The sequence below is a fragment of the Streptomyces sp. NPDC003635 genome (genome assembly GCF_053587635.1).
In genome coordinates, this window is sequence record NZ_JBSFOK010000019.1 from 110960 (window position 1) to 123264 (window position 12305).

The 12305-nt window shown below is 70.8% G+C and carries 11 protein-coding genes; 3 read left to right on the top strand and 8 right to left on the bottom strand.

Features of this window, described 5'->3' with window-relative positions:
• Positions 1-51: 51 nt before the first annotated feature.
• Genes pgl through tkt form a run of 5 tightly spaced genes read right to left on the bottom strand, consistent with a single transcriptional unit; the run spans position 52 to position 6644 of the window.
• Positions 52-834: a 6-phosphogluconolactonase gene (gene pgl, locus ACWDRW_RS19810; protein WP_451724834.1), complete on the bottom strand. Its 783-nt coding sequence runs from the start codon at positions 832-834 to the stop codon at positions 52-54.
• Positions 831-1880, bottom strand: coding sequence for a glucose-6-phosphate dehydrogenase assembly protein OpcA (gene opcA / locus ACWDRW_RS19815; RefSeq protein ID WP_451724836.1), 1050 nt, complete (start codon positions 1878-1880; stop codon positions 831-833). The genes pgl and opcA overlap by 4 nt, the downstream gene beginning before the upstream one ends.
• Entirely contained in the window at positions 1877-3400 is a 1524-nt protein-coding gene (gene zwf / locus ACWDRW_RS19820) for a glucose-6-phosphate dehydrogenase (protein WP_451724837.1), read from the bottom strand. Before zwf ends, opcA begins: the two co-directional genes overlap by 4 nt.
• A 3-nt stretch (positions 3401-3403) precedes the next feature.
• A complete protein-coding gene (gene tal, locus ACWDRW_RS19825) occupies positions 3404-4522 on the bottom strand; it encodes a transaldolase (RefSeq protein WP_451724840.1) in 1119 nt (372 codons plus the stop codon).
• Between the two features lie 34 nt (positions 4523-4556).
• Entirely contained in the window at positions 4557-6644 is a 2088-nt protein-coding gene (tkt, locus tag ACWDRW_RS19830) for a transketolase (RefSeq protein WP_451724843.1), read from the bottom strand.
• A 341-nt stretch (positions 6645-6985) separates the two neighbouring features.
• Between tkt and ACWDRW_RS19835 the strand changes: the two genes are divergently transcribed.
• From ACWDRW_RS19835 to ACWDRW_RS19845, 3 genes are all read left to right on the top strand, one after another.
• Complete coding sequence (locus tag ACWDRW_RS19835) at positions 6986-7954, top strand: heme o synthase (protein WP_451724846.1); 969 nt, start codon at positions 6986-6988, stop codon at positions 7952-7954.
• A 58-nt stretch (positions 7955-8012) separates the two neighbouring features.
• Positions 8013-8345 carry a hypothetical protein gene (locus ACWDRW_RS19840; protein ID WP_451724849.1) on the top strand — a complete coding sequence of 111 codons (333 nt, stop codon included), beginning with the start codon at positions 8013-8015 and terminating at the stop codon, positions 8343-8345.
• Between the two features lie 70 nt (positions 8346-8415).
• Positions 8416-9522, top strand: a complete 1107-nt coding sequence (locus ACWDRW_RS19845) for an amidohydrolase family protein (RefSeq protein ID WP_451724851.1) — start codon at positions 8416-8418, stop codon at positions 9520-9522.
• 35 nt (positions 9523-9557) lie between these two features.
• Here ACWDRW_RS19845 and ACWDRW_RS19850 read toward each other — a convergent pair whose 3' ends face one another.
• Genes ACWDRW_RS19850 through ACWDRW_RS19860 form a run of 3 tightly spaced genes read right to left on the bottom strand, consistent with a single transcriptional unit; the run spans position 9558 to position 12288 of the window.
• Positions 9558-10547, bottom strand: a complete 990-nt coding sequence (locus ACWDRW_RS19850) for a COX15/CtaA family protein (RefSeq protein WP_451724896.1) — start codon at positions 10545-10547, stop codon at positions 9558-9560.
• Positions 10548-10600: 53 nt separating this feature from the next.
• Positions 10601-11317, bottom strand: a complete 717-nt coding sequence (locus tag ACWDRW_RS19855) for an ABC transporter permease (RefSeq protein WP_451724897.1) — start codon at positions 11315-11317, stop codon at positions 10601-10603.
• 47 nt (positions 11318-11364) lie between these two features.
• Positions 11365-12288, bottom strand: coding sequence for an ABC transporter ATP-binding protein (locus ACWDRW_RS19860; protein ID WP_451724854.1), 924 nt, complete (start codon positions 12286-12288; stop codon positions 11365-11367).
• Between the last annotated feature and the right edge of the window lie 17 nt (positions 12289-12305).

Sequence of the window (12305 nt, forward strand, 5' to 3'; positions counted from 1 at the left end):
AGCGCGGGGCTTCACTGGGTCCACGGGGGATCCAGTGAAGCCCCGAAGGCGTTACGCCGACGCCGGCGGGTACAGCGAGCGCGGCAGCTGGGAGGCCGCCGCCGTGTCCAGGAGCCACAGGGTGCGCTGCCTGCCCCGGGCGCCCGCCGCCGGGGCCTGGATCTCGCCCGCGCCCGACAGGGCGATGGCCGCCGCCTGGGCCTTGTCCTCGCCGGCGGCCAGGAGCCAGACCTCCCTGGCCGCCCGGATCGCCGGGAGGGTCAGGGTGATCCGGGTGGGCGGGGGCTTGGGGGCGCCGTGGACGCCCACCACCGTCCGTTCCGTCTCGCGGACCGCGGGCAACTCCGGGAACAGGGACGCCACATGGGTGTCCGGGCCGACGCCCAGCATCAGCACGTCGAACGTCGGCACCGCGCCGTGGTTCTCGGGGCCGGCCGCGAGGGCCAGCTCCTCGGCGTAGGCCGCCGCGGCCGCGTCCGCGTCGGTGCCGAGCGGGCCGTCCGACGCGGGCATGGCGTGCACCCGCTTGGGGTCCAGAGGCACCGCGTCCAGCAGGGCCTCGCGGGCCTGCGTGACATTGCGCTCCGGGTCACCCTCGGGCAGGAACCGCTCGTCGCCCCACCACAGGTCCAGGCGCCCCCAGTCGACGGCGTCCCGGGCCGGTGCGGCGGCCAGCGCGGCCAGCAGGCCGTTGCCGTTGCGGCCGCCGGTGAGGACCACGGACGCGGCGCCCCGGGAGGCCTGCGCGTCCACGATCTTCGTGATCAGCCGGGCCGCCGCCGCCTGCGCCATCAGCTCCTTGTCGCGGTGCACGACCAGCTGCGGAGTGCTCACTTGGCCGCCGCCTTCTTCGCCGGGGCCTTCTTTGCCGCCTTCTTCGCGGGAGCCTTGGCGGCCTCCTCGACCGGCGTCTCCACGGCGACGGCCTCCTCTTCGACCGCCGCCTCCGCGACGACCGGGTTCAGCCGCTCCACGCCGAACCGCAGCGCGGAGGCGTAGGTGTCGTCCGGGTCGAGGCGGCGCAGTTCCTCCGCGATCAGCTCGGCCGTCTCGCGGCGCTTGAGCGCCACCGCGCGGTCGGGCTGGCCCTCGATGGACAGGGTCGCCAGCGAGCCGTCCGCCCGGTCCAGGACGATCGGGCCGCAGTCGGTGGACATACGGACCGCCGTCAGGCCGGGGCCCGACGACAGCGACCGCTTCACGGGGACGTCCAGCCGGTCCGCGAGCCACATCGCCAGCAGCTCACAACTCGGATTGAACTCCTCGCCCTCCACCTCGACGTCCCGCACCTCGCAGACCACCTGGTCCAGAGCGGCCGCCAGCATCGAGCGCCACGGCGTGATCCGGGTCCAGGACAGGTCCGTGTCGCCGGGGGTGTAGGTGTCGGCGCGGGCCGACAGCTCCCGTACCGGCTGCTCGGCGGCGTAGGTGTCCGTCACCCGGCGCTGGGCGAGGGCGCCCAGCGGGTCGCTCGCCGGGTCCAGCGGCGCGTTCACCGGCCACCAGACCACGACCGGGGCGTCCGGCAGCAGCAGCGGGAGGACGACCGACTGGGCGTGGTCGACGACATCGCCGTACAGCCGCAGCACGATCGTCTCGCCCGTCCCCGCGTCCGCGCCCACCCGCACCTCGGCGTCGAGGCGGGACTTCGTGCGGTCGCGGGGCGAGCGCGAGACGCGCTTGATGACCACGAGGGTGCGCGAGGGGTGCTCGCGCGAGGCGTCGTTCGCGGCCTTGAGCGCGTCGTACGCGTTCTCCTCGTCCGTCACGATGACCAGCGTGAGCACCATGCCCACGGCAGGGGTGCCGATCGCCCGGCGCCCCTGGACGAGGGCCTTGTTTATCTTGCTGGCCGTGGTGTCCGTGAGGTCTGTCTTCATGGCCGGCGCCAGCTCCGTCCGTCTCGCTCGAGCATGTCGTCCGCCTCGACGGGACCCCAGGTACCGGCCGGGTACTGCGCCGGTGTGCCGTGCTTGTCCCAGTACTCCTCGATCGGGTCGAGGATCTTCCAGGACAGCTCGACCTCCTCGGTGCGCGGGAAGAGGTTCGAGTCGCCGAGCAGGACGTCCAGGATGAGGCGCTCGTACGCCTCCGGGCTGGACTCCGTGAAGGACTCGCCGTAGGCGAAGTCCATGGACACGTCCCGGATCTCCATGGAGGTGCCGGGCACCTTGGAGCCGAAGCGGACCGTGACGCCCTCGTCGGGCTGGACGCGGATCACGATCGCGTTCTTGCCGAGCTCCTCCGTCGCCGTGTGGTCGAAGGGGGAGTGCGGCGCCCGCTGCAGGACCACCGCGATCTCGGTGACCCGGCGGCCGAGGCGCTTTCCGGTACGCAGGTAGAAGGGGACGCCCGCCCAGCGGCGGTTGTCCACCGACAGCTTGATCGCGGCGTAGGTGTCGGTCTTCGACTTGGGGTCGATGCCCTCCTCCTGGAGGTAGCCGACCGCCTTCTCGCCGCCCTGCCAGCCGGCCGCGTACTGCGCGAACACGGTGTCCCGGCCCAGGTCCTTCGGCAGCCGTACGGCACCGAGCACCTTGGTCTTCTCCGCGGCCAGCGCGTCGGCGTCGAAGGAGGCGGGCTCCTCCATGGCCGTCAGGGCCATCAGCTGCAGGAGGTGGTTCTGGATGACGTCACGGGCGGCGCCGATGCCGTCGTAGTAGCCGGCCCGGCCGCCGATGCCGATGTCCTCGGCCATCGTGATCTGGACGTGGTCGACGAAGGACCGGTTCCAGATCGGCTCGAACATCGTGTTGGCGAAGCGCAGCGCCAGGATGTTCTGGACGGTCTCCTTGCCCAGGTAGTGGTCGATGCGGAAGACCTGGTCCGGGGCGAAGACCTCGTGCACGACCTTGTTGAGCTCCTCGGCCGACTTCAGGTCGTGGCCGAAGGGCTTCTCGATGACCGCGCGCCGCCAGGAGCCGCCCGTCTGGTCGGCGAGGCCGTGCTTCTTCAGCTGCTGGATGACCACCGGGAAGGAGCGCGGCGGCACCGACAGGTAGAAGGCGAAGTTGCCGCCCGTGCCCTGTGCCTTGTCCAGCTCCTCGATGGTGTCGCGCAGCCGCTCGAAGGCCTCGTCGTCGTCGAAGGTGCCCTGGACGAACCGCATGCCCTGGATGAGCTGGTGCCAGACCTCCTCGCGGAAGGGGGTCCGGGCGTGCTCCTTGACCGCGTCGTGGACCTCCTGGGCGAAGTCCTCGTTGGCCCACTCACGCCGGGCGAAGCCGACCAGCGAGAAACCTGGCGGCAGCAGACCCCGATTCGCGAGGTCGTACACGGCGGGCATGAGCTTCTTTCGTGACAAATCGCCCGTGACGCCGAAGATGACCAGGCCCGACGGCCCCGCGATACGCGGGAGCCGTCGGTCGGCGGGGTCACGCAGCGGATTGCTGCTCGACAAGGTTTAGCCCTCCGAGGGTGCGAGGCGCTCCAGCTCCGCCTCGGTCGACTTGAGCAGGTCGTTCCAGGACGCCTCGAACTTCTCGACGCCCTCTTCCTCCAGCAGCCGTACGACGTCGTCGTACGAGATCCCGAGCTTCTCGACGGCGTCGAGCTCGGCGCGGGCCTGCTCGTAGGTGCCGGCGACGGCGTTGCCGCGGATCTCGCCACCCTCCTCGGTGGCCTGCAGGGTGGCCTCCGGCATGGTGTTCACCGTGTTCGGCGCGACCAGCTCGTCGACGTACAGGGTCGGCTTGTAGGCCGGGTCCTTCACGCCGGTGGAGGCCCACAGCGGGCGCTGCCTGTTGGCGCCCGCCTTCTCCAGCGCGGCCCAGCGGTCGGTGCCGAAGACCTCCTCGTACGCCTGGTAGGCGAGGCGGGCGTTGGCGACGCCGGCCTTGCCGCGGGCGGCCTTGGCCTCGTCGGTGCCGAGCGCGTCGATCCGCTTGTCGATCTCGGTGTCCACCCGGGACACGAAGAAGGACGCCACGGAGTGGATCAGAGAGAGGTCGAGGCCCTTCTCCTTGGCCTTCTCCAGGCCCGCCTGGTAGGCGTCCATGACCTCGCGGTAGCGCTCGAGCGAGAAGATCAGCGTGACGTTGACGCTGATGCCGTTGCCGATCACCTCGGTGATGGCCGGCAGGCCCGCCTTGGTGGCCGGGATCTTGATCAGCGTGTTGGGGCGGTCGACCAGCCAGGCCAGCTGCTTGGCCTCGGCGACGGTCGCCTTGGTGTTGTGGGCCAGGCGCGGGTCGACCTCGATCGACACGCGGCCGTCCTGGCCGCCGGTGGCCTCGAAGACCGGGTGCAGGATGTCGGCGGCGTCGCGGACGTCCGCCGTGGTGATCATGCGGACCGCCTCTTCGACGGTGACCTTGCGGGCGGCGAGGTCGGAGAGCTGCTGCTCGTAACCGTCACCCGACGAGATGGCCTTCTGGAAGATGGTCGGGTTGGTGGTGACGCCCACGACGTGCTGCTGGTCGATCAGCTCGGCGAGGTTGCCGGACGTGATCCGCTTGCGCGACAGGTCGTCCAGCCAGATCGCCACGCCTTCCTCGGAGAGGCGCTTGAGTGCGTCTGTCATGGAATTACATCTCCTACGTGTCGTATGTGAGGCGTCAGCGCTGGGCGGCGGCGAGGGATTCCCGCGCCTTCGCGGCCACGTTCTCCGCAGTGAAGCCGTACTCCTGGAAGAGGACCTTGCCGTCGGCCGAAGCGCCGAAGTGCTCCAGCGAAACGATGCGGCCGGCGTCCCCGACGTACTTGTGCCAGGTGAGACCGATGCCCGCCTCCACGGCGACGCGCGCCTTGACCGCGGGCGGCAGGACGCTGTCCCGGTACCCCTGGTCCTGCTCCTCGAACCACTCCACCGACGGCATGGACACGACGCGCGTGGGCACCCCGTCCGCCTCGAGCTGCTCGCGGGCGGCGACGGCGACGTGCACCTCGGAACCGGTGGCGATCAGGATCACCTCGGGGGAGCCGCCCGACGCCTCGAAGAGGACGTAACCGCCCTTCGCGGCGTCCTCGTTGGGCTCGTACGTCGGCACGCCCTGACGGGTCAGCGCCAGGCCGTGCGGCTGACCCTTGCCGAAGACCTTCGTGTACCGCTTGAGGATCTCTCGCCAGGCGATGGCGGTCTCGTTGGCGTCCGCGGGGCGGACCACGTTCAGACCCGGGATGGCGCGCAGCGAGGCGAGGTGCTCGATCGGCTGGTGCGTCGGGCCGTCCTCACCGAGACCGATGGAGTCGTGCGTCCACACGTACGTCACCGGCAGGTGCATCAGGGCCGACAGACGGACGGCGTTGCGCATGTAGTCGGAGAACACCAGGAAGGTGCCGCCGTAGACGCGGGTGTTGCCGTGCAGCGTGATGCCGTTCATCTCCGCGGCCATGGAGTGCTCGCGGATGCCGAAGTGGATCGTGCGGCCGTACGGGTTCGCCTCGGGCAGCGGGTTGTCCGCCGGGAGGAACGAGGAGGTCTTGTCGATCGTCGTGTTGTTGGAGCCGGCGAGGTCGGCCGAGCCGCCCCACAGCTCCGGGACGACCGGGCCGAGCGCCTGGAGCACCTTGCCGGACGCGGCGCGGGTGGCGACACCCTTGCCGGGCTCGAACACCGGGATCGCCGACTCCCAGCCCGCGGGCAGCTCGCCCTTGCTGATGCGGTCGAACTCGGCGGCACGCTCGGGGTTGCTGTTGCGCCACTCCTGGAAGGACTTCTCCCACTCCGCCTTGGCCTGACGGCCGCGCTCCAGCGCCTGGCGGGTGTGGTCGATGACCTCGTCGGCGACCTCGAAGCTCTGCTCCGGGTCGAAGCCGAGGACGCGCTTGGTGGCCGCGACCTCGTCGTCGCCGAGCGCCGAGCCGTGCGCGGCCTCGGTGTTCTGGGCGTTCGGGGCGGGCCAGGCGATGATCGAGCGCATCGCGATGAACGACGGCTTGTCCGTGACGGCCTTGGCCTTCTGGATCGCCTCGTAGATGGCGGCCGGGTCCAGGTCGCCGTTGGCCTGCGGCTCGACGCGCTGCACGTGCCAGCCGTACGCCTCGTACCGCTTGGTGACCTCTTCCGAGACGGCCGTCTCGGTGTCGCCCTCGATCGAGATGTGGTTGTCGTCCCACAGCAGGACCAGGTTGCCGAGCTTCTGGTGGCCCGCGAGGGAGGAGGCCTCGGCGGAGATGCCCTCCTGGAGGCAGCCGTCACCGGCGATGCAGTAGATGTAGTGGTCGAACGGCGACTCACCGGCGGGAGCCTCCGGGTCGAACAGACCGCGCTCGTAGCGGGCGGCCATCGCCATGCCCACCGCGTTGGCGACACCCTGGCCGAGCGGGCCCGTGGTGGTCTCCACCCCCGTGGTGTGGCCGTACTCCGGGTGGCCGGGGGTCTTCGAGCCCCACGTACGGAACGACTTCAGGTCGTCCAGCTCCAGGCCGAAGCCGGCCAGGTACAGCTGGGTGTAGAGGGTCAGGGACGAGTGGCCCGCGGACAGCACGAAGCGGTCCCGGGCGACCCAGTCGGCATCGGCCGGGTCGTGCCGCATCACCTTCTGGAAGAGGGTGTACGCGGCGGGCGCAAGGCTCATCGCCGTACCGGGATGGCCGTTGCCGACCTTCTGTACGGCGTCGGCGGCCAGGACGCGGGCGGTGTCCACGGCCCGCTGGTCCAGTTCGGTCCACTCGAGGTCTGTGGTGGTCGGCTTGGTGCTCACCCTGGGTCAGGGCTCCTCTCCACATGTCACGCATGTCGAATCGCCGGTGCACGGAGCGCCCCGGCCGTTGTCGAGCCTACCCCCGTATGTACGTGCGTTTTTTCGAGTCATTCCAGACTGCCGGGAGTCGTCGGGATCCGCCTCCCGACTGGTCCGTACCGTGCTCGGCAAGTGAATACGAAGCCGCTCGAACGAGTGCTCAATCGAGTGCCGATCGGCTCTTCCAGCGGCCGTGCCCAACACGAGGCCACCCCCGCGAATGTCCGGGTCTGGGCAACGTCTAGAGTGGCGTGGTACGCGCGAGCCTTTACCGGGACCTCACACGGGGAGGGCTTGCTGGGATGTCTCTGTCAGGGGTGTGCGTGACGGCCGTTGAATCCCGTCCAGCGGGGATTATCGGGACGAGCCAGAGCCCGAGCCGGCGGCCGATCGGGGCCCGGGTCAAGGCGTTCGTGGCGCTGACCAAGCCGCGGATCATCGAACTGCTGCTGATCACCACCGTTCCGGTGATGTTCCTGGCGCAGCAGGGCGTGCCCGATCTGCAGCTCGTGCTGCTGACCTGCCTGGGCGGCTACCTCTCCGCGGGCGGCGCCAACGCGCTCAACATGTACATCGACCGCGACATCGACGCACTGATGGACCGCACCTCGCAGCGTCCGCTGGTCACCGGCATGGTGAGCCCGCGCGAGTGCCTGGCCTTCGGCATCACTCTCGCGGTGGTCTCGACGCTGCTGTTCGGCCTGACCGTCAACTGGCTGAGCGCCTGGCTCGCGCTCGGGGCGCTCCTCTTCTACGTCGTGGTCTACACGATGATCCTCAAGCGCCGTACCTCCCAGAACATCGTCTGGGGCGGCATCGCGGGCTGCATGCCGGTGCTGATCGGTTGGTCGTCGGTCACGAACTCGCTGTCGTGGGCGCCCGTCATCCTCTTCCTCGTCATGTTCTTCTGGACGCCGCCGCACTACTGGCCGCTGTCGATGAAGGTCAGGGAGGACTACGCGCGCGTGGGCGTGCCGATGCTCCCGGTCGTCGCCTCCAACAAGGTCGTCGCCAAGCAGATCGTGCTCTACAGCTGGGTCATGGTCGCGGTCTCTCTGCTGCTGACCCCGCTCGGCTACACGGGCTGGTTCTACACGCTGGTCGCCCTGGTGGCGGGCGGCTGGTGGCTGTGGGAGGCGCACGCCCTGCAGAACCGGGCCAAGGCCGAGGTGACGGGCGCGAAGCTGAAGGAGATGCGGCTGTTCCACTGGTCCATCACCTATGTCTCGCTGCTGTTCGTCGCGGTCGCGGTGGACCCCTTCCTGCGCTGACGTACGTCACAGTCCCCTGGCCTCGCCAGTCGATCTACCGGTGAGTAGCATCCTGACCATGGCAGACACGCAAGCGGTTGACGCGAAGGCCGAGCGCCGGGTGGCCAAGCTGGCCAAGCAGATCAGCGCCTTCTCCAAGGCACACGGCGGCGCCGAGGGCCAGGTGGCCTACATCGGCGAGCGCGGCGCCCGGATCGTCCTCGTCGGCGAGGACGGCGGCTGGGGCGACCTGGTGGCCCCGACCTACCAGATCGCCGAACAGGCGGTGGCCAAGGCGGGCATCACTGTTCACGAAGAGTTCGACGGCGAGTTCGCGGCGAAGGTCAGGACCGGCCCGTACGAGTGGTCCCGGATGGCCGGAATCCAGGTCGGCGGACCGAAGAACGGCTGAGGCGTTCCGCCCGCACCCCTCACCCCGGTCCACCCGTTAAGCCCCGTAAAGGCGAGCGCGGGGAGTCCGGATGATCGAAACGCCGTCCCTCGTGGACCAGTACTGCCACGGAGTGCTCCGCACCGAGCTGGGTCTCGGCACGTTCGAGGCCCGGCTCGCGCGGACCGAGGGGCCGCCCGCTCCCGGCACGACCCTCTTCGACACGCAGACGGGTTTCGCCGTACGACGCTGGTGCCCCCCGCTGCTCGGCCTGGAACCGCACTGCCCGCCCGCCCGCTATCTCGCCCGGCGCCGGGAACTCGGCGTACTGGAGGCGGGCCGGCGGCTGCTGCGCGGCAGCGGCATCACGACGTACCTGGTCGACACCGGGCTGCCCGGGGACCTCACCGGACCCGAGGAGCTGGCCTGCGCCGGGGCCGCCGACGCGCATGAGATCGTGCGCCTGGAACTCCTCGCGGAACAGGTCGCCGACACCTCCGGGACCGTCGAGTCCTTCCTGGCCAACCTCGCCGAGTCGGTCCACGGCGCCGCGACGCACGCGGTCGCCTTCACCTCGGTGGCGGGCGTGCGGCACGGTCTTGCACTGGCACCCGAACCGCCGGGTCCGGGCGAGGTGCGCGGCGCGGCCGGGCGCTGGCTCGCCGGGCGGCGGGTGGGCGGGGAGCTGACCGATCCGGTGCTGCTACGGCATCTGCTGTGGAGCGCGGTCGCCTCGGGACTGCCGCTCCAGCTGCACGCGGGGCTCGGTGAACCGGGACTGCGCATCGACCGCACGGACCCGGTCCTGCTGACCGACTTCGTGCGCGCCACGGCGGGGCTCGGCACCGACCTGATCCTGCTCCACGGCTATCCGTACCACCGCCAGGCCGCCCACCTGGCCGGCGTCTTCCCCCACGTCTACGCCGACTCCGGCGCCGCGCTGGTCCGCACCGGCGCCCGCGCGGCGACGGTCCTCGCCGAGATCCTGGAACTCGCCCCCTTCGGCAAGATCCTCTTCTCCAGCGGCGGCCAGGAACTCCCGGAACTGCACGTCGTCGGCGCCCGCCTCTTCCGCGAGGCCCTCGGCCGCGTCCTCGGCACCTGGGTCGCGGAGAGCGCCTGGTCACTGACGGACGCCCGGCGCGTGGCCGGCCTGATCGCGGCGGGGAACGCCCGGCGGGTGTACGGGCTGGACTGAGCCCTCGACGGGGGTACGGGCGGACTGAGCCGGGCTCAGGCCTTGCTGAGCGCTGCCTCGGCCGCCGGGCCCGGCACCGCGACCTCCGCCGACGGCCGTTCCCTGAGTGCCAGCAGCACCCGCAGGGTGCCGATCCACACCAGGCAAGAGCCGAACATGTGGGCTCCCACCAGGATCTCGGGCAGGTCGGTGAAGTACTGCACGTAGCCGATGACGCCCTGGCCGAGGAGGACCAGGAACAGGTCGCGGGTACGGGCGAGGGGGCCGGGCGGGGCGTCGACCGCCTTGAGGACGAACCACAGGGCGAAGGTCAGGGTCACCACGATCCAGGCCAGGACCGCGTGCAGCCTGCTGACGTTCTCCCAGTCCAGCGGCATCCGCTCGACCTCGCTGGAGTCACCCGCGTGCGGACCCGCGCCGGTGACGACGGTGCCGACCGCGATCAGCAGGACCGTGGCCACCACCATGACCCGGACCAGCTGCTGCACCGACTTGCCGACCAGCGGGCGAGGCGCCTCGTCGCCTTCGCGGGTGCGCTGCCACATCACCGTGGCGACCGCGATCAGCGCCGTGGAGAGCAGGAAGTGCGCGGCGACCGTGTAGGGGTTCAGACCGACCAGCACGACGATCCCGCCGAGGATCGCGTTGCCCATCACCACCCAGAACTGCGCCCAGCCCAGCCGGGTCAGGCTGCGCCGGTACGGCTTCTCGGAGCGCGCGGCGATGATCGCCCAGCCGACGGCGGCGCACAGCACGTACGTCAGCAGACGGTTGCCGAACTCGATGTAGCCGTGGATGCCCATCTCAGCGGTGTTGTTGATCGAGTCCTCGGTGCACTTCGGCCAGGTCGGGCAGCCGAGCCCGGAACCGGTGAGCCGCACGGCGCCGCCGGTGACCACGATGACCACCGACATGACGAGGGCGGCGAGGGCCGCCCGCTGAACCGTCCTCGGATCCGGGGTCCAGCGTGCGGCGATGAAGGCGAGCGGGTTGCGCACGGCCGCTACGGCGTCGGCGCGGGTCAGGTTTGGCACGCGCCCTATCGTAGGCCCGGGCTTGTGCACGCTTTCACGAGGGGTTACTCCCAGCGGAAGAACTTCCCCGCCGCGGCCAGCCCGGCCACCGCCCACACCGCGAGAACGCCCAGGTCGGCCCAGGGCATCCCGGCCCCGTCCCGGAGCACGTCCCGCAGTCCGTCCGACAGCGCCGCGATCGGCAGCAGCCCGAGCACGTCCTGTGCCGCGTCCGGGAACTTGTCCAGCGGCACGATGACCCCGCCGCCCACCAGAAGCAGCAGGAAGACCAGGTTGGCGGCGGCGAGCGTGGCCTCGGCCTTCAGGGTGCCCGCCATGAGCAGGCCGAGGCCGGAGAAGGCGGCCGTGCCGAGGATCAGCAGCAGCACCACGGCCAGCGGGTTGCCCTGCGGGTCCCAGCCGAGCGCGAAGGCGATGACGGTCACCAGCAGTACCTGGAGCACCTCGGTGACCAGGACCGACAGGGTCTTCGCCGTCATCAGGCCCCAGCGGGGGAGCGGGGAGGAGGCGAGGCGCTTGAGGACGCCGTAGCGGCGCTCGAAGCCCGTGGCGATGGCCTGGCCCGTGAACGCCGTGGACATCACCGCGAGGGCGAGGATGCCGGGGGCGAGGAAGTCGACGGCCTCGCCCGCACCGGTGTCCACGACGTCCACCGTGCTGAACAGGACCAGCAGCAGGGTCGGGATGATCACGGTGAGCAGCAGCTGCTCGCCGTTGCGCAGGAGCATCCTCGTCTCCAGCGCCGCCTGCGCCATGATCATGCGGGGAAGCGGGGCGGCCCCGGGCTTCGGGGCGTACGTACCCACGGTCACGAGCGCAGCTCCTTGCCGGTCAGTTCCAGAAAGACGTCTTCCAGGGTGTGCCGTTCCACCGAGATCTTCTCCGGCATCACCCCGTGCTGGGCGCACCAGGAGGTGACCGTGGCGAGGAGTTGCGGGTCGACCTTGCCGGCCACCCGGTACGAGCCCGGGGTCAGCTCCGCCGCCGTGCAGTCGGCGGGGAGGGCCTTGAGCAGGGAACCGACGTCGAGGCCCGGGCGCCCGGTGAAGCGCAGGGTGTTCTCGGCGCCGCCGCGGCACAGCTCCTCGGGGGAGCCCTGGGCGATGACCCGGCCCGCGTCGATGATCGCCACGTCGTCGGCGAGCTGCTCGGCCTCGTCCATGTAGTGGGTCGTGAGGATCACCGAGACGCCGTCCGTGCGCAGGTCGCGCACCAGGTCCCAGGTCGCCCGACGCGCCTGCGGGTCGAGGCCGGCCGTCGGCTCGTCCAGGAACACCAGCTCCGGGCGGCCCACGACGGCCATGGCGAGCGCGAGCCGCTGCTGCTGGCCGCCGGAGAGGCGGCGGTAGCTGGTCCGGCCGCAGCTGCCGAGGCCGAGGCGTTCGACGAGGGCGTCCACGTCGAGGGGGTGGGCGTGCAGCTTGGCCACATGGCGGAGCATCTCGCCGGCCCGGGCGCCCGAGTAGACGCCGCCGGACTGGAGCATGACGCCGATCCGGGGCCGCAGCTCACCGGACTGCCGCACCGGGTCGAGGCCCAGGACGCGTACGGTCCCGGAGTCGGGCTTGCGGTACCCCTCGCAGGTCTCGACCGTGGTCGTCTTGCCCGCGCCGTTGGGTCCGAGCACGGCGGTCACACCCGCCCGGGCCACCAGGTCCAGGCCGTCCACCGCGGTCTTCGTGCCGTACCGCTTCACCAGGGCCTGCACTTGGACCACGGGCTCAGTTCGCATGGCTCAAGAGTCTAGGT

Excerpts from the sequence above, each read along its gene's own strand:
- opcA (WP_451724836.1), bottom strand. The coding sequence starts at position 1,880 with ATGAAGACAGACCTCACGGACACCACGGCCAGCAAGATAAACAAGGCC.
- tal (WP_451724840.1), bottom strand. The coding sequence starts at position 4,522 with ATGACAGACGCACTCAAGCGCCTCTCCGAGGAAGGCGTGGCGATCTGG.
- ACWDRW_RS19835 (WP_451724846.1), top strand. The coding sequence starts at position 6,986 with ATGTCTCTGTCAGGGGTGTGCGTGACGGCCGTTGAATCCCGTCCAGCG.
- ACWDRW_RS19840 (WP_451724849.1), top strand. The coding sequence starts at position 8,013 with ATGGCAGACACGCAAGCGGTTGACGCGAAGGCCGAGCGCCGGGTGGCC.
- ACWDRW_RS19845 (WP_451724851.1), top strand. The coding sequence starts at position 8,416 with ATGATCGAAACGCCGTCCCTCGTGGACCAGTACTGCCACGGAGTGCTC.
- ACWDRW_RS19855 (WP_451724897.1), bottom strand. The coding sequence starts at position 11,317 with ATGATCATGGCGCAGGCGGCGCTGGAGACGAGGATGCTCCTGCGCAAC.
- ACWDRW_RS19860 (WP_451724854.1), bottom strand. The coding sequence starts at position 12,288 with ATGCGAACTGAGCCCGTGGTCCAAGTGCAGGCCCTGGTGAAGCGGTAC.